General features: G+C 46.2%; 14 protein-coding genes. 10 read left to right on the top strand and 4 right to left on the bottom strand.

Translation table 11 applies throughout. The annotated features are described in order from the left end of the window. Positions 1 to 109 precede the first annotated feature (109 nt). Complete coding sequence (locus FIV04_RS19240; RefSeq protein ID WP_152470137.1) at positions 110 to 757, top strand: glutathione S-transferase family protein; 648 nt, start codon at positions 110 to 112, stop codon at positions 755 to 757. Between the two features lie 110 nt (positions 758 to 867). Here FIV04_RS19240 and trpS read toward each other — a convergent pair whose 3' ends face one another. The 4 genes from trpS to FIV04_RS19220 form a co-directional block, all read right to left on the bottom strand. Then, positions 868 to 1,890, bottom strand: coding sequence for a tryptophan--tRNA ligase (trpS, locus tag FIV04_RS19235; protein WP_152470136.1), 1,023 nt, complete (start codon positions 1,888 to 1,890; stop codon positions 868 to 870). Between the two features lie 274 nt (positions 1,891 to 2,164). Beyond that, on the bottom strand, positions 2,165 to 3,262 hold the full coding sequence (locus FIV04_RS19230) for a YadA C-terminal domain-containing protein (protein ID WP_152470135.1): 1,098 nt from the start codon (positions 3,260 to 3,262) through the stop codon (positions 2,165 to 2,167). Between the two features lie 173 nt (positions 3,263 to 3,435). Then, on the bottom strand, positions 3,436 to 3,900 hold the full coding sequence (locus tag FIV04_RS19225) for a hypothetical protein (protein ID WP_152470134.1): 465 nt from the start codon (positions 3,898 to 3,900) through the stop codon (positions 3,436 to 3,438). 230 nt (positions 3,901 to 4,130) lie between these two features. Continuing rightward, the gene (locus FIV04_RS19220) at positions 4,131 to 5,459 is read right to left on the bottom strand and encodes an anaerobic C4-dicarboxylate transporter (RefSeq protein ID WP_150897051.1); all 1,329 of its coding nucleotides are present in this window, start codon (positions 5,457 to 5,459) and stop codon (positions 4,131 to 4,133) included. A 423-nt stretch (positions 5,460 to 5,882) separates the two neighbouring features. Here FIV04_RS19220 and FIV04_RS19215 point away from each other — a divergent pair, with 423 nt between their 5' ends. The 9 genes from FIV04_RS19215 (at position 5,883) to FIV04_RS19175 (ending at position 16,878) form a co-directional block, all read left to right on the top strand. After that, positions 5,883 to 6,542, top strand: a complete 660-nt coding sequence (locus FIV04_RS19215; RefSeq protein ID WP_152470133.1) for an HAD family phosphatase — start codon at positions 5,883 to 5,885, stop codon at positions 6,540 to 6,542. Between the two features lie 193 nt (positions 6,543 to 6,735). Then, the gene (locus tag FIV04_RS19210; RefSeq protein ID WP_152470671.1) at positions 6,736 to 7,362 is read left to right on the top strand and encodes an HD domain-containing protein; all 627 of its coding nucleotides are present in this window, start codon (positions 6,736 to 6,738) and stop codon (positions 7,360 to 7,362) included. Between the two features lie 65 nt (positions 7,363 to 7,427). After that, on the top strand, positions 7,428 to 8,114 hold the full coding sequence (locus tag FIV04_RS19205; protein ID WP_152470132.1) for a DNA-3-methyladenine glycosylase I: 687 nt from the start codon (positions 7,428 to 7,430) through the stop codon (positions 8,112 to 8,114). Positions 8,115 to 8,347: 233 nt separating this feature from the next. After that, positions 8,348 to 9,082, top strand: a complete 735-nt coding sequence (locus FIV04_RS19200) for a GntR family transcriptional regulator (RefSeq protein ID WP_032553512.1) — start codon at positions 8,348 to 8,350, stop codon at positions 9,080 to 9,082. Between the two features lie 478 nt (positions 9,083 to 9,560). Then, complete coding sequence (gene xdhA / locus FIV04_RS19195; RefSeq protein WP_253895543.1) at positions 9,561 to 10,949, top strand: xanthine dehydrogenase small subunit; 1,389 nt, start codon at positions 9,561 to 9,563, stop codon at positions 10,947 to 10,949. Continuing rightward, a complete protein-coding gene (xdhB, locus tag FIV04_RS19190) occupies positions 10,942 to 13,332 on the top strand; it encodes a xanthine dehydrogenase molybdopterin binding subunit (protein ID WP_152470131.1) in 2,391 nt (796 codons plus the stop codon). Before xdhA ends, xdhB begins: the two co-directional genes overlap by 8 nt. A gap of 120 nt (positions 13,333 to 13,452) precedes the next feature. Further along, positions 13,453 to 14,331, top strand: a complete 879-nt coding sequence (xdhC, locus tag FIV04_RS19185) for a xanthine dehydrogenase accessory protein XdhC (RefSeq protein ID WP_152470130.1) — start codon at positions 13,453 to 13,455, stop codon at positions 14,329 to 14,331. Positions 14,332 to 14,390: 59 nt separating this feature from the next. Continuing rightward, on the top strand, positions 14,391 to 15,725 hold the full coding sequence (gene guaD / locus FIV04_RS19180; RefSeq protein ID WP_150897046.1) for a guanine deaminase: 1,335 nt from the start codon (positions 14,391 to 14,393) through the stop codon (positions 15,723 to 15,725). 274 nt (positions 15,726 to 15,999) lie between these two features. Then, positions 16,000 to 16,878 carry an AEC family transporter gene (locus FIV04_RS19175; protein ID WP_152470129.1) on the top strand — a complete coding sequence of 293 codons (879 nt, stop codon included), beginning with the start codon at positions 16,000 to 16,002 and terminating at the stop codon, positions 16,876 to 16,878. Positions 16,879 to 17,003: the final 125 nt, after the last annotated feature.

Here is a 17,003-nt window from a genome sequence, read left to right as displayed (position 1 = left end):
TTGGTACCCATCGTTTTTATTAATGTATTACATCAAAATTATCCGTTAGTGGCGCGCAATACAATCTCTTAAGCTGATAGTCAGACAAACTTAACGCAAGGAAGCCTTTATGAAACTCTTCATCGCTAATCAAAACTACTCCAGCTGGTCACTTCGTGCTTGGTTGATTTTAGCTCAGCACAACCTCGACGCCGAGATCACCAAACTGACACTATTCACGCCAGAATTCTACGAGACGCTTTCTGAGGTCACTCCAACTGCAAAAGTACCAACACTGGTCGATGACAACATTACAGTGTGGGATTCGTTTGCCATCTTAGAATACATCAACGAAGCGCATCTCGATGGTGCAGCGTGGCCACAGTCTGCATCAGAACGTGCCCATGCCCGAGCGATATCCGCAGAGATGCACTCTGGTTTTTTTGCTCTAAGAGAAGAGCTACCGATGAACTGTCGAGCGCGTAGAAAAGTGGTGTTAAGCGAGGCAGCGAAGAAAGATATTGAGAGAGTGGATACCCTGTGGTCCGAACAAGGCGAAAAATACCCTGATGGCTGGCTCTTCGGCGAGTGGTCTATCGCTGATGCCATGTATGCACCTCTTGCTCTAAGGTTCAGAACTTATGGTATTGAACTTTCAGAAGCTGCGACTCGCTACCAAGAGCGTGTACTCAATAGCCCTGCCATTGTTAGATGGTTAAAAGAAGCAAGCCTAGAGACAGACATTGTCGAAGAGGATGAAGCAGGAGAGCCGGTTTAGGACTTGAAAAGATTGAATTTAATGAGGCTCGGTGTGAGCCTCATTGGTTTTGGTCGCAACCCGCCAACGCAGCAAGTTTTCAATATTGCATCAAGATACCTTTGAGACTTTCAGAAGATATTGAGCCCAAATACATCCTTCACGTCGAACAGAACTTTGGCTGTTTTTTCTCTCGAACGCTGACTGCCGATAGATAAGATTTCCAACAGCTGAGCCTTGTCATTAAGGTACTCGGCCCTGCGATCTCTAATTGGGCGAAGCATCTCTTGTAGACACTCTTCCAAGACTTTCTTGATCGTGCCATCACCTAGCCCACCACGTCGATAGTGCTCTTTAAGCTGCTCTACGTCATTCTTATCTGGGTGGAACGCATCAAGATAGGTGAACACCACATTCCCTTCTACGGTACCCGGGTCTTCCACTCTTAGATGATTAGGGTCGGTGTACATTGATTTCACGGCTGTAGAGATCTCTTTCTCACTCGCGCCCAAATTGATGGCATTACCCATCGACTTCGACATCTTGTTTTTACCATCAGTACTAGGTAAGCGCGGAGCATTACTGAGCAGAGGTCGGCACTCATTCAAAATGGTGCGTCCTGCTAAGCCGTTTACCTTTCTCACGATCTCATTGGTTTGCTCTAACATCGGCAGTTGGTCGTCTCCTACAGGGACTAATGTGGCGTTGAAACCTGTAATGTCGGCCGCTTGAGAGATTGGGTAAGTTAAGAAACCTGCCGGAATAGAGCGTTCAAAGCCCTTGTTTTGAATCTCACTTTTCACTGTAGGATTGCGTTCTAATCGACTGATAGATACAAGATTGCTGTAGTACATGGTCAGCTCTGCAAGCGCAGGAACTTGTGACTGAAGACAGATGGTGGTTTGCGAAGGGTCAATGCCAACAGCTAGATAATCAGCCACCACGTTTAGAATGTTGGAAGATACTTTACTTGGGTTATGCGCGTTATCCGTTAAGCCTTGCATGTCTGCGACCAGAATCGTCTGCTCATGCTGTGATTGCAGAGCTACACGCTGCTTGAGTGAACCCACGTAATGGCCCAAGTGCAGAGGGCCTGTGGCTCTGTCACCAGTAAGGATAATATCTCTTGTATCAGTGTGTTGATTGGTTTTCATAATAGTATCTCCTAGTAAAAATAAACCGCTACTGGAGATACAAAAAGAGATGACATTCTTAGCTACCTACCAGCAGCTTAAGAATGTAAGAATCCCGCGCCGCTCTAATTAGAGCGCCACCAGATAATGAATGATGAAGGTGTAGGATTCGTTTGCATTCATTCAATCTAACAACAACATCTTATAAATACAAATGTCTGAGTCATTACATTAATAGTTAAAACAAAAAACCCCTCTTTCGAGGGGCTAAAACTATTGTTTTATAGGTAATCTATTACCAAGCGTAGGAAACGCCTGCACCGTAAGATGCTTCTGCGCTATCGCCAGTGTTGTATGCTACGTTAGCATTTGCAGTCCAGTTCGCATTAATACGGTGAGCATAACCGAGAGCAACAGCACCTTCAGAGCCTGCACCACCAACACCAACACCGAAAGAAGAAGTTTGGTCTGAAGATAGGTACGGACGAGCAGCCAAAGCAGCTTGGTTCATAGCAGCTACACCGTCAATTTTGCTATCTAAACGGTCAACTTCATTGAACAAGAACATTTGACCAGCTTCCAGCTCTTCCAATGTTGCAGCAGCGACAACACCAGACTGACGCAGGTTTTCACCAGATTCTTTTAGGTTCTGTCCTGATTCAGCAAGCTTTTCAACTGCATTACGAACCTTAGTACCGTGCTCGCCACCGATTGGCATTTCATCTTCTACTTTTCGCTCAGCTGCGCGTTCAGCTTGCTTAGCGGTCATGTGCTCTTTAAATTGTTCTTCTGTAAAGCCAACTTGCTCTCCAGTTTCTTTATCTGTCAAAGTCAGAACTACGTCGCCATTTGCATTCTCGTATGCATTGAAGTCGTAACCATTGTTTTCAGCAACAGTAGCCATCGCATTTGCTTTTTCCGAGTCTGTTGCATTCTTTTTAAAGTTATCAAGCTTCGATTTGCCAGCTTCAGTTGCATATTCACGAATTGCATCTGGATTTCCAGCAATTGGTTGAATCGGTTCAACAGGAATGAAATCTTCGATAGGGTCAACACCTAACTCTGGGTCTTGTGGGTCAATGCCAACAAGTGAATCTTTTACACCCTGCTTAGTAGCATCTTTAACTGTTTGAATTTGATCTTCAGACATATTAGATAGTGTAACTGTGCGTTGCTCACCAGTTGTTGCATTGTTAAATGTGTAGTGAACTTGTCCATTCTTGTCGATTTCGAGTGAAGCGTTAACTCCCAACTTTTCGAAAGCTTGGTTTGCCATTTCAACTTTCTCAGCTAGAGGAACTTCGATAGGTTCGATTGTCGGCACACCCAAGTCGGTAGCCAATACACCGAAAGAAGCAGATGCAATAACCGTTGCTAGAATTGTCTTTTTCATTTTGATACCTATAAAATTAATGCGTAATTATACGCTTTAGAGTTTTAAAAAAAGCCAATCACTGGCCACAACATGACGTTCCGTTTCGATGCGAGGATTATGGGGTATATATACGCATTAATGCAAGATCTTTTTCCATATTATTTACGATAAATTACACCCATTAAATTAATCTATTGATTTAAAAAGAATAAAACAGATAATCCTAAAACGCGCTTTATTGCTTCTTCAGCCTCACCTTGACTCATATGTTGAGATAAAGCGTTAGTTAGCTTCTTTATACCTAGTACACTATGTGGGCTTGAGCGAGTTGATGTAGAGTTTTGAATTAGCATTAAGATCATAGAAGAAAATACACCTCCCTCTTCAAGTGCAGCCTCCCATGATGCGACAAATGAACTTGGGGAAGATAAGTCAAGCTGACCGACAACCAATGGGAAGATCTTGCCTTGAAGCGCTTTGCTAAAGTCTATTCTTGTCGGGTAATATCGTTGGAGAGAAGAAGGTGAGATGCCAAGCTCTTTAGAAATACGACCGAAAGTAATTTCATGCCACCCCTCTGCAATGAAGATATCAAATATCACACTATCGTACTTCTGACGATTAAGTTCTCGTTGCTCTGAACTAATACGAGCCATATGGGTACCAACTTTACAAATGAAATAATGTTTATCTAAAAATCAATGCCTTATGTTAGACACTAATTCAACATGGTCAAACTAATAATAGAAACTAGGCGTAGAACAGCCACTCTCCGAGTTTCTTTTTAGCCTTTATATAACAGCGAGCTCTCTAATTTAGACCACCATTTAACGAAAACAGCGCCTTAATCAGCGCTGTTTTTCTTTTTAACTCATTGATATTTATATCAGCCGATGAACACCTTAGCTAACACGTAGCCTAGACAACACGCACCGACGACACCAATCAAACCGACAGACATGAATGAGTGGTTGAAGTACCACTTACCAATCTTTGTGGTACCAGAAACATCGAAGTTGACCGTTGCGATATCTGATGGGTAGTTAGGAATGAAGAAGTAACCATATACCGCTGGCATCAAGCCGATAAGTAAAGCTGGGTCTAACCCTAGTCCTAAACCTACAGGTAGCATCATACGTGCGGTTGCAGCTTGTGAGTTAACCACGACAGATACAATGAATAGCGCCAGTGCGAACGTCCATGGGTAGTTAGTTACCATCTCAACGATGCCCGACTTGAACTGAGGCATCGCGTATTGGAAGTAAGTATCTGACATCCAAGCGATACCAAAGATAGCGATCGCCGCTACCATGCCTGATTTAAATACCACACCATTTGGGACGTCACGCGGGTCAGTTTTGGTCGCCAGCAAGATAATACCGCCGAAGCAGAGCATCATCATTTGGATGATTACCGACATCTTGATTGGCTTTTCACCGTCTACAATGGTTCTGATCTCAGGTACCATCGCCACAATTACGATCACCACAATTGAAAGTAGGAAGATCAATACTGCGTTGCGAGCCGACGTTGGTAGCACTTCATCTAAAGAAGTCGCAGTGGTGCTTTCAATGCGCTTTTTCCACTCTGGATCTTTTAGTCGCGCTTGGTAATCAGGATCGTCATTTAGCTCCTTACCGCGCTTCAAGCTGTACAGAGACAGCAACAGCGTACCAAACAAGGTTGCAGGTACGGTCACAAGCAAGATAGACAATAAAGTAATCGAGTGCTGAATATCAGACAGCTGCGCTAAATAGTAAACCACTGCTGCAGAGATTGGAGACGCGGTAATCGCCAATTGTGAAGCTACAGAAGCAGATGCCATTGGACGCTCTGGACGGATGCCATTTTTAAGCGCCACATCACCGATGATCGGCATAATTGAGTAAACCGCATGGCCAGTACCCAATAGAAATGTCATCGAGTAAGTCACAAATGGCGCTATCAAAGTCACGCGTTTCGGGTTCTTTCTTAGCACCCTCTCCGCTACTTGCAACATGTATTTCAAACCACCTGCGGCTTCTAAGATGGAAGCACAGGTCACAACTGCAAGAATAATCAGCATTACAGTGACTGGTGGAGAGGTTGGTGGCATCTTAAAAATGAAGACTTCAATCACCAAGCCAATACCAGAAACAACACCTAAACCAATACCGCCATATCGAGAACCGATATAGAGGACGACTAGCAAAAATAGAAACTCAAAATACAACATAAGCTACCCTACCTAAAACATGGAATAGGGATATTTTCTCTGTATGTTCAATGATTTACTTATTACTAGGTCACACTCTGATTGACCATTCTAACGGATTGTTTTTTATCAGATTATGGTCACGATAACAGAGCAATAAGTATCTAGATTGTGATCATTTCTCTTCATCACAAGGTCAATTTGTTATGCACGCTGATGTTGATTGTTTCTTTTAGAACCCGGGAATCTATAAAATTCACCCATCAGATCCAATCGTTATTAAAGCAATGATATGCATATGAATTTTCTGGGTGATTAAGGGAGAACTTAAGCCGAGTTGTCATAGTTTGGAACGTTTATTCACAGAGCTTTAACTCGCCTAAGTTATTGGGGTATGTCAAAATAGCCGCCCTCAGCAAAGACGATGGTACAAGAACCGCAACTATGAAATTCCAAGCAGCAATTTTTGATATGGATGGCCTACTTCTCGATACCGAGCGCCTGTGTATGCAGATATTCGAAGAAGCCTGCCAAGCACAAGGGGTCCCTTTCCTGAAAGATGTTTACCTCGGCATCATCGGCTGCAATGCTAAAACCATCGAGCAAATTTTTCGTAACGGTTATGGTGAAGACCTCGACTACCCAGCCCTCAACAATGAGTGGCGTACTCGCTACAGCGCGATCGTGAAGAACCAAGCGATTCCAGTGAAAGAGGGCGTGATTGAACTCCTAGAGTGGTTGAAGTCGAACAACATTCCAGCTGCAGTTGCCACATCGACTCAACTGGATATCGCCAAGAAGAAACTTGAATTAGCAGGGTTAGATTCTTACTTTACTTCTCTAAGCACTGGCTGTGAGGTAACGAATGGCAAGCCACACCCAGAGATCTACCTGTTAGCGGCAGAACGTCTTGGTGTCGAGCCAGAATCATGTCTGGCATTTGAAGATTCCAACAACGGCATCCGCGCTTCTATGGCCGCGAATATGATCAGCTTCCAGATCCCGGATTTGGTCGAGCCATGTGAAGACGTGAAAGCACTCGGCCACACCATTAGCCCATCACTACATGATGTGCTGGCTCAACTGCAAAAAGAAGCAGCCTAGAAGCCTTCAACCAAACGTACTTTGAAGCCGGCCTTGAGTCGGCTTTGTTGTATCTGGTGTTTAAAAAACCGAACTCGATAAATTCAAACCTCAGAAACTAGAGCTTCAGTACAAAGCCCAAAAGATTGGCTGTGAAACAGAGTCAGAAATGATTAGCATGACAACTCAATACCAATCAGAAAAAGAACCGAACGTGCTCGAACAGTTTGAAGATCAGATGCTTAACTTTGCAAAGCAAGAGATGACCCAAGATGCCGCTCATGACATCAGCCACATCAAGCGTGTCGTCAAAACAGCAAAATCCTTGTGTGCCCAAGAACAAGCAGAGCTTGAAGTTGTGTTACCTGCAGCCTATCTGCATGACTGTTTTACCTTCCCGAAGAATCACCCCGAGCGAGCGACAAGTTCAAAAGTCGCGGCCGACAAAGCAATCGCATTTCTCAAGTCAATTAACTACCCCGCTCATCATTTAGATGCGATTCACCATGCAATTGTTACCCATAGTTATAGCGCGAATATCACGCCAGAAACCGTTGAAGCGCAGATCGTTCAAGATGCCGACCGCCTGGACTCTCTTGGCGCGATTGGCATTGCTCGCTGCTTGTTTGTCGGTCAGAGCTTTGATGCTGAGCTCTATAACCATGAAGATCCGTTCGCTGAAGAGCGCGATTTAGATGATAAACACTTCAGCGTTGACCACTTCTACGTGAAGCTGTTCAAGCTCGCACAGACCATGAATACCGAATCGGCTAAACAAGAAGCTGAACGTCGCACCAACTATATGCGAGGATTCCTCGATCAATTGGCGAGTGAGGTGTAGCACCCCTTTTCATCTGTAGATTAGTCCCCATATCATTAAAAACTCGAAGTAATTTGGAATCCGTCATGACCCAAGAAAAGTTTGAAACCATTTATCAAAGAGCAGCTCACCGTAAGGGTGGCGAAACTGAACTTGAGAAGATCGTTCGCAAGCCACTGACCCACGATGAACTGATGCAGATCGGTGATGATCGCTGGCTTGCGGCCTTTACAGAAAAAGTGTTTCAGTGTGGTATTTCTTGGAGTGTGGTGAGGAAAAAATGGCCTCAATTCGAAGAGGTATTCTTTGAGTTCGATGTTGAGAAAATGCTGATGCTACCCAATGAAATGTGGGAGCAAAAAGCACAAGACCCACGCATTATTCGCCACCTAACCAAAGTCATGACGATCCCTGCGAACGCGATGATGATCCGCAACGCTCAGCGTGAATACGGCAGCTTCGCTCAAATGGTTGCAGAGTGGCCATCAGAGCGCATTACCGAACTTTGGGATCACCTTAAAAAGCACGGTAAACGACTCGGCGGTAACACAGGTGCCTACACCCTGCGTCAAATGGGTAAAGATACGTTTATCTTATCGACCGATGTTGAAGCACACCTGCGCACAACTGGTGTTATCGATAGCGGACGCAACACCAAACGCGCTCAACAAGCCGCAAGTAACGCGTTTAACGAGTGGCAACAACAATCAGGAAGAAGCTTGAGTGAGATAAGCCAAATTGTTGCCTACAGTGGCGGAGATAACCGCGTTTAACAGCACAGCTAACCTCTACTTCGACAAATCATATTGGTAAGATTTCATACTCGGTGGCACAGTTTTTCAAGCAAGATGAAAACTGTGTCTCAATTGTTATCAGATATGCGCAAACTCTCTAACCTATTGGCCTCTGGCGGTAGCATTGTATGGATAAGTGTATACAATATAGATTAATACCAGTGCAATATGCTCAACAATCCCTACTCGACTAAACAAGGGCCTTTATCTCTATGACAGCTCTCAAAAACTCTGTCTCAAAAGGTGTAAAAACGAAAGTAACGGGTCAAACCCAAGATGACGTTGTTTACTGCCATATCTTCGATGCGATATTAGAACAAAGGCTGCCACCAGCCACCAAACTGAGCGAAGAAGCATTAGCAGAAATCTTCGGTGTAAGCCGCACCATCATCCGTCGTGCCTTACTGCGTCTATCGTTAGAACAAGTTGTGGTGATTCGTCCAAACCGAGGCGCCGTGATTGCCGCACCAACGGTCGATGAAGCAAAACAGATTTTCAAAGCACGTGAAGTGATGGAATTGGCCATCACTGAACTTGCGGTTAAGAATGCCACCAAAGCTCAGATCGACGAATGCAGAAAATTGGTCGCGAAAGAGAACTGCGCCTTTGAACAGGGTGATTACGGTTCTGGCCTACGACTGTCTGGCGAGTTCCATATCAAACTTGCTGAAATGGCAGAAAACGCGCCGCTACTGGCTTTCCAACGTAGCTTAGTTTCACAAACCTCCCTGTTGATCGCCCAGTACGAAACAGGTACTCATTCAAACTGTTCTCAAGACGAACACGAGCAGTTACTTGATGCCATCGAATCCGGTGATGAAGAGCAAGCGGTTGATTTGATGCGTGAACACTTGAGCCATATTCGCTCTAAGCTCAACCTAGACAGCAGCACCGCCTCTAGCGATCTGCATGTGGTTTTCTCTGATCTTCTCAAGAGCAAGTCCTAGTTCGAACGCTTGCTAAACAACTTAAAATCCTCTTTAAAAGCGAGTTCTATACTCGCTTTTTTCATGCCTGAAACCAAAGGTCATACTCTCTCACAACTCATTTTCTGTGCTTTTTGTTCGCTTTCTTATCGGATTTTGCCCCAAAGCCACGACCGAATACTCACCAAAACCCTCCAATTATCCAAACATTATTTGTATACATAGAAGCAAATTCATTCACCCTGTTAAATCCTCAATTTCCAAATTTACTCAATTAAAAACAACGAATTAAAATCAAAAAGTTATTGTATACAATCTTACCCAAAACCTCTTTGTTGCATTTTTGTAAATAAATAGTTGACCACAGGGTCAGGATGGATAATTATTGACCAAGAAGTCAAAAAAATTACACATGGAATATGTCGATATACAAGGAGGTCTCTTGATTACTTTTTTGCTCAATCAGGAAATAAGACACGAAGACAATCTGTCGCCGAATATGACCGTACTTAATTACCTGCGTACTAACGTCAAGAAGACAGGTACCAAAGAGGGTTGCGGTTCTGGCGATTGCGGTGCGTGTACTGTGGTGTTAGGTGAAGTGGTAGACGGGCAATTACAGTATCGCTCGGTAAACTCATGCTTAACGTTCGTTTCAGCTCTACACGGCAAGCAACTAATTACCGTCGAAGATCTACAGAACCGAGATCGCTCGTTACACCCTGTACAACAAGCGGTTGTGGATTTTCATGGCTCACAGTGTGGTTACTGTACACCGGGATTCATTATGTCGATGTTCGCGCTTGGCAAGAACAAGCCTAACGCTAGCAAAGAAGATGTAATGGAGTCTCTAGCAGGCAATTTATGTCGCTGTACGGGTTACCGACCGATTGTTGATGCTGCGATGTCTTTGTCTACAGACCAGCCTCTTATCGACCAATTCGCTGAACTTGAACGCAAAACCATTGAAAAGTTAGAGAGCATTCAAGGCACTGAAGCAAACCTTCGTTTAGGTCATCTCACCGCATTCTCTCCAAAAAGTATTGATGAACTTGCGAAACTGTATATCGCTCATCCGAAAGCTAAGCTGGTTGCAGGCGGCACCGACCTAGCACTGGAAGTCACGCAGTTTCACCGTGAGATTGAAACCCTTATCAGCGTCAACCTTGTCGAAGACATGAAGCTGTGTGAAGAGACCGACACTGACCTTATCATCGGTGCCAACCTTCCGATCAGCGATGCTTATTCACTGCTGAAAAAGCACTACCCAGACTTTGGCGAACTGCTTCACCGCTTTGCTTCACTGCAAGTACGTAACCAAGGCACTATTGGCGGCAACGTAGCCAATGCTTCTCCTATCGGTGATACGCCTCCGCTACTGATTGCGTTAGATGCCAAGATCAAACTGCGTTGTGGTGATGAGTCGCGCACCATGCCGATCGAGGACTACTTTATCAGCTATAAAGTCACTGCTCAGAAAGAGAGTGAATTTATCGAGCAGATCATCATACCTAAACCAAGCAGCGATAACTTCCGCGCTTACAAACTCTCAAAACGTCTAGATGATGACATCTCAGCCGTGTGTGGCGCCTTCGACATTCAGGTGGAAGAAGGCAAGGTAACGCATGCTCGCATCGCCTTTGGTGGTATGGCTGCAACGCCTAAGCGCGCCGCTCGTTGTGAAAATACGTTATTAGGCAGCCCTTGGACAGACGCTACAATTAAAGAAGCGATGCAAGAACTGTATCAAGACTTCGAGCCACTCTCTGATTTTCGAGCGAGCCAAGAGTACCGCTCATTGTCGGCAGCCAATATGTTGCGCCGTTACTTCATTGAACAGCAGAACAAGCACAATCAAATCGAAACAAGGGTAACGTCTTATGTCTAACAAAAACAAACAGGCGATGACCCACGAAGAGATGGTGACTATCGCAAAACAAGATCTTAAAACTGGCGTGGGTAAAAGCGTTAAACACGACAGTGCACCAAAGCAAGTAACGGGCGAAGCGGTCTACATCGATGACCGTTTAGAGTTTCCAAACCAACTGCACGTCTACGCGCGCCTTAGTACTCAAGCGCATGCAAAAATCACCAAGATCGACGTCTCGCCGTGTTACGAATTTGAAGGCGTCGCCATCGCGATTCAGGCTAAAGATGTACCGGGTGAACTGGATATCGGTGCCATCCTTCCTGGCGATCCTCTACTCGCCGATGGAAAAGTCGAATTCTACGGCCAGCCAGTGATTGCTGTGGCGGCCAACGATCTTGAAACGGCACGCAAAGCAGCGCACGCCGCCATCATTGAATACGAAGAGCTGCCAGCGATTCTCGATGTGAAAGAAGCCTTAGCTAAAGAGCACTTCGTCACAGAGAGCCACACACAGCAACGTGGTGACTCGAAAGCGGCGCTTGCCAAAGCCAAACATGTGATATCTGGTGATCTTGAGATCGGCGGTCAAGAGCACTTTTATCTTGAGACTCAAGTCAGCAGCGTGATGCCGACTGAAGACGGCGGGATGATTGTTTACACCTCGACACAAAACCCGACCGAAGTACAAAAATTGGTTGCAGAAGTGCTTGGTGTGCCAATGCACAAAGTAGTGATTGATATGCGCCGCATGGGTGGTGGCTTTGGTGGTAAAGAGACTCAAGCGGCATCTCCTGCGTGTATCGCTGCAGTCGTCGCCAGCCTAACAGGTCGACCAACTAAAATGCGCCTACTGCGTAACGAAGATATGCAGCAGACGGGCAAACGCCATCCATTCTACAACCAATACACGGTCGGTTTTGATGACAACGGCGTGATTCAAGGTGCCGATATTACCGTAGCGGGTAACTGTGGCTACTCACCTGACCTTTCAAGCTCGATTGTTGACCGTGCGATGTTCCACTCAGACAACGCCTACTACCTTGGCGATGCAACCGTGGTAGGACACCGCTGCAAAACCAACACAGCATCTAACACCGCTTACCGTGGTTTCGGCGGCCCTCAAGGCATGATGACAATTGAACACATCATGGATGAGATCGCTCGTTACCTGAAAAAAGATCCATTGGAAGTACGTAAGGCGAACTATTACGGCGAAGAAGGCCGTAACGTGACCCATTACTACCAAACCGTTGAAGACAACTTTCTTCCTGAGATAACCGAACAGCTTGAACGCAGCAGTGACTACCACGCTCGCCGTAAAGAAATTGATGAGTTCAACAAGCAGAGCCCTATCTTGAAAAAGGGCTTGGCAATCACTCCGGTGAAATTCGGCATCTCGTTTACCGCAACTTTCTTGAACCAAGCTGGTGCGCTTATCCATATCTACACCGATGGCAGTATTCATTTGAATCACGGCGGTACGGAAATGGGCCAAGGCTTGAACATCAAAGTGGCGCAAATCGTTGCAGAGGAGTTCCAAGTCGATGTCGAACGTATCCAGATCACCGCTACAAACACAGACAAAGTTCCGAACACATCACCAACCGCGGCCTCATCGGGCGCCGACCTCAATGGTAAGGCCGCGCAGAACGCCGCAATAACGATTAAGCAACGACTGATCGACTTTGCAGCCTCGCACTTCAAAGTCTCGCAAGAAGAAGTGGTGTTCAAGAACGGTATGGTACAGATCCGCGACGAGATCATGACCTTCAACGCGTTTGTCGAACTGGCTTGGTTTAACCAAATCTCGCTCTCCAGCACTGGCTTCTACCGCACACCGAAGATCTATTACGATCACGAGAAAGCGCGCGGCCGTCCGTTCTACTACTACGCCTACGGCGCGTCGTGTTCTGAAGTGATCATTGATACGCTGACAGGTGAGAACAAAATTCTGCGCGTCGATATCTTGCACGATGTCGGGGCTTCATTGAACCCTGCTATCGATATCGGTCAAGTAGAAGGGGGCTTCGTTCAGGGCGCTGGCTGGCTCACCACCGAAGAGTTGGTATGGAATGAGCAAGGCCGCCTAATGACCAATGGCCCTGCAAGTTACAAGATCCCAGCGATTGCCGATATGCCGATCGATTTTAGAACGCATCTATTGGAGAACCGCAGTAACCCAGAAGACACCGTCTTCAACTCGAAAGCGGTTGGTGAACCACCGTTTATGCTAGGGATGTCGGTATGGAGCGCACTCAAAGATGCCATTAACTCAGTCGCCGTCGATGGGGCAATTCCGAAGCTGAATACACCCGCGACACCAGAGCGCATTCTGATGGCCGTTCAAGCTGTTTCAGAGCCCGCGAAGACGTCGGTCGACACTGAGCAAGAGACGGCGTAGTGATTAACATCATCAAGCTGTGACAAACAAGTAACAAGGACACTCGCCAGTCCGCAGTATTGAGCAGGGAGCTCTTTAGACTGGCGTAAGAAGCATCAAGCTGGAGCTTTTGGAGGAAGTATGTTTAAGGATAATTGGATTCACGAACTGGCAAAATTGGAAGAGAACTACGAGCCGTGTGTCATGGTGACGGTTCTTGAAGATCGAGGTTCTGTGCCTCGTGATGCCGGAACAAAAATGCTGGTCACTCGCGATCGCATCATTGCGACCATTGGCGGTGGCCACCTTGAACATGTTGCGACTAAGATGGCGCGCGAGATGCTGATCGCCAGCGAAAAGTCCCTCAAAGTCGAACGCTTCAACCTTGGTGCTCGCCTTGGCCAATGTTGTGGCGGAATGGCTACTCTGAGCTTCGAGCCGATTGGTACTCAACAGAATCACTTGGTGCTATTTGGTGCTGGCCATGTGGCTAAGGCGCTATTGCACATTGTCGCCACTCTGCCTTTCCGCGTAACGTGGATTGATGAACGCGAAGAAGTGTTCCCAGAAACCTTACCTCAAGGCGTTAAAAAGCTTGTCACTGACGACCCAGTTGGTGAAGTGAAACAGATGCCACCAAACAGTTACTACCTAGTGATGACCCACAACCACCAGCTCGATTTCGACCTTGCTAAAGCCATCATTGACCGCGAAGACAGTCGTTACTTCGGCATGATTGGCTCACTAACAAAACGCAAGAAGTTCGATTTCCGCTTGGAACAACGCGGCTATAGCCAAGAGCAGATCAACACCATGATTTGTCCGATTGGTATCAGCGCTGTGAATGGAAAACATCCTGCAGAAATCGCGGTATCGGTTGCCGGTGAACTAATCGCACACTATCAGGGACAAGCGCTTGAACAGAAGCGCCCTACCCAACATTATCAAACTGAGGATCGTAACGATCCCAAGCAAACAAGCGATGTAGACGAACACCCTCTGGAAGAGAAAATCGCCTAACACAAATCGCAGACTCCAGTCGCCATAACGTGACTGGAGGGCATTAAAAGGAAGTAAACATGACAACGCAACGCAAAGCTTATCGCGCCAGTATTCTTCATAGCGTGGCCGACCCAAAGGATGTCGGTTTAGAAGAATCATATGAGTATTTTGAAGACGGTATTTTAGTGGTTGAGAATGGCCATGTGGTTGATTTGGGTAATGCCGATGATGTGCTTGCTCGTCAGCCGAAAACCCTCGATGTCAAAGAGTACAAAGATAAGCTGATCACCTCGGGATTTATCGATACTCATATCCACTACCCGCAAACCGGTATGATTGCATCGTATGGTGAACAGCTGCTCGACTGGCTTGAGAACTACACCTTTCCAGAAGAGAAACGCTTTAAGAATCCAGTTTACGCACACAAAGTAGCTAAGCTATTCCTAGACGAGCTGGCGAGCAACGGTACCACAACAGCGTTGGTGTTCGGCACCGTTCATAAAGAGTCGGTCAACGTGTTCTTTGAAGAAGCTGAGAAACGTAACCTACGTATGATCGCGGGTAAGGTGCTGATGGATCGCAACGCACCAGATTACCTAACCGATACACCAGAATCAGGCTATGCCGACTCAAAAGAGCTGATCGACAAGTGGCACAACCGTGGCCGCTTGCTGTATGCAGTGACGCCTCGTTTTGCACCAACGAGTACCCCGGAGCAACTGGCAACCGTCGGTAAACTGTTAGAAGAGTATCCAGATGTGTACATGCACACTCACCTTTCAGAGAACGAGAAAGAGATTGAGTGGGTGAAGGCTCTATTCCCTGAACGTGACAGCTACCTTGATGTATACGACCACTATGGCTTGCTGCACAAACGCTCAGTTTTTGCACACGGCATTCACTTGTCTGATTGCGAGTGTAAGCGTTTAGCCGATACTGAATCTGCTATCGCTTTCTGTCCAACCTCAAACCTATTCTTGGGTTCAGGTCTGTTCAGACTGCCTGAAATGGAAGAGCACGGAATCCGTGTTGGTATGGGTACCGATGTCGGCGCAGGTACTAGCTTCTCTATTCTGCAAACCATGAGTGAAGCGTACAAGATCATGCAGCTTCAACATAAGAAATTGCACCCAGCGAAATCACTATTCTTAGCCACATTAGGTGGTGCACGCTCCCTTCACCTAGAAGACAAAATCGGTAACCTGGAAGTGGGCAAAGAGGCAGATTTCGTGGTTCTAGATATGCACGCGACTCAGCTAATGCGCTTTAGAATGGAGCAAGCAACCAAGCTTGAAGAGAAGTTGTTTGTATTGATGAGTCTTGGAGATGACAGAACCGTCAGCGAGACATACATCTACGGTGAAAAGGCGTACGACGCTAATTTCAAAGAATATAAAAAACTCGTCAGTTAGGCTTAAAAGCGAGTAACACCCGCTAGGCAACAACGACAATCGTTGTTAATAATCCGTCCAGATTCGCTTAGCCTTCTAAGACCAGTCGCCCCCCAGCCTCTGGTCTTTTTTGCATCCTCATCAAATAACAATAATTAAATCTCTACTGTGTGCTAAATGACCGCGACGTAAGCGATTTATGTTGGTAACTTAAGACGATTATACAAATCGCTCAGCCTTCCTAATCCATGTTGAGCACCCCTTAAATTTACCCGTCGCTTAGAAAAGGAATTCTATGTTTGAGCAGGTTGTTGGCATTCTGTTTCCCGTTTTTGCGCTCGCTGCTGCTGGCTTTGCCGTGGGCCGTTGGCTCAAGCCGGACTTTAAGCCTATCAACCGCATCAATATGGACGTGTGTATCCCGGCTTTGGTATTTGCCTCACTCACCACCATGCCGCTCGATACTGAGCAAGTACCACTGATTACTGCCTCATTAGTTGCTGTATTAGTACCTGCAGTGTTAATGATTCCAATCTGTAAGATCTTTAAACTCAACTTCAAAGCTTGGGCACCACCGCACATGTTTCGCAACAGCGGTAACCTTGCTATCCCATTGTTCACCTATACCTTTGGTGACACCGCGCTCGCTCCAGCAGTACTGCTGTTCGTGGTTTCAGCCTGCATCCATATTAGTTTGGGTTTGGCGCTGTTAAGTGAAGGGAACCCACTAAAACAGATCTTCAAGATGCCGATTTTCCTCGCTGCTGCCGTAGCAATGACGCTCAACTTATCTGGCGTCGCAGTTTGGAATCCGCTTTACGAAGCAACATCGCTACTTGGGCAAGCAGCCGTGCCTATCATGCTGTTATCTCTTGGCTCACAAATGGTCAACCTAAGGCTTAGCGGCCTCAAGGTGGGTTTGCTATGCACGGCGCAATCTCTGTTCACCGGAGCCATCGCCTTCGGCATTATCTACTTCTTTATCCCGCTACCAACCCTGCAGCTTCAAATGATGGTTCTGTTCACCATGCTGCCACCAGCGGTAATGAACTACTTGTTTGCTGAACGCTTCAACGTCGAGCCACCTAAGGTTGCCTCTATGGTGCTGTTTGGCAACTTCTTAAGTATCGTGACCCTACCAATATTGCTGACGTTTGCCCTGTCGTTTGAGTGAGAATCCGTTGAAACACTTTGCTATAAGAGACTTAGCTCGTGAATAACCAATAATCACGGCAGTATTTCATTTCGTATCCTAGACTTACAGTGATTAATTTATCGCCATCCGGCATGTGTTAATTA

The sequence above is a fragment of the Vibrio sp. THAF190c genome (assembly GCF_009363355.1).
GTDB lineage: Bacteria > Pseudomonadota > Gammaproteobacteria > Enterobacterales > Vibrionaceae > Vibrio > Vibrio fortis_A.
This window is presented reverse-complemented; position numbering and strand designations above follow the sequence as displayed.

What these genes read in the sequence shown, in the direction of transcription:
- trpS (WP_152470136.1), bottom strand. Translation starts at nt 1,890, where the DNA reads ATGAAAACCAATCAACACACTGATACAAGAGATATTATCCTTACTGGT.
- FIV04_RS19175 (WP_152470129.1), top strand. Translation starts at nt 16,000, where the DNA reads ATGTTTGAGCAGGTTGTTGGCATTCTGTTTCCCGTTTTTGCGCTCGCT.
- FIV04_RS19215 (WP_152470133.1), top strand. Translation starts at nt 5,883, where the DNA reads ATGAAATTCCAAGCAGCAATTTTTGATATGGATGGCCTACTTCTCGAT.
- FIV04_RS19230 (WP_152470135.1), bottom strand. Translation starts at nt 3,262, where the DNA reads ATGAAAAAGACAATTCTAGCAACGGTTATTGCATCTGCTTCTTTCGGT.
- FIV04_RS19220 (WP_150897051.1), bottom strand. Translation starts at nt 5,459, where the DNA reads ATGTTGTATTTTGAGTTTCTATTTTTGCTAGTCGTCCTCTATATCGGT.
- FIV04_RS19240 (WP_152470137.1), top strand. Translation starts at nt 110, where the DNA reads ATGAAACTCTTCATCGCTAATCAAAACTACTCCAGCTGGTCACTTCGT.
- xdhB (WP_152470131.1), top strand. Translation starts at nt 10,942, where the DNA reads ATGTCTAACAAAAACAAACAGGCGATGACCCACGAAGAGATGGTGACT.
- FIV04_RS19205 (WP_152470132.1), top strand. Translation starts at nt 7,428, where the DNA reads ATGACCCAAGAAAAGTTTGAAACCATTTATCAAAGAGCAGCTCACCGT.
- xdhC (WP_152470130.1), top strand. Translation starts at nt 13,453, where the DNA reads ATGTTTAAGGATAATTGGATTCACGAACTGGCAAAATTGGAAGAGAAC.
- xdhA (WP_253895543.1), top strand. Translation starts at nt 9,561, where the DNA reads ATGACCGTACTTAATTACCTGCGTACTAACGTCAAGAAGACAGGTACC.
- guaD (WP_150897046.1), top strand. Translation starts at nt 14,391, where the DNA reads ATGACAACGCAACGCAAAGCTTATCGCGCCAGTATTCTTCATAGCGTG.
- FIV04_RS19225 (WP_152470134.1), bottom strand. Translation starts at nt 3,900, where the DNA reads ATGGCTCGTATTAGTTCAGAGCAACGAGAACTTAATCGTCAGAAGTAC.
- FIV04_RS19200 (WP_032553512.1), top strand. Translation starts at nt 8,348, where the DNA reads ATGACAGCTCTCAAAAACTCTGTCTCAAAAGGTGTAAAAACGAAAGTA.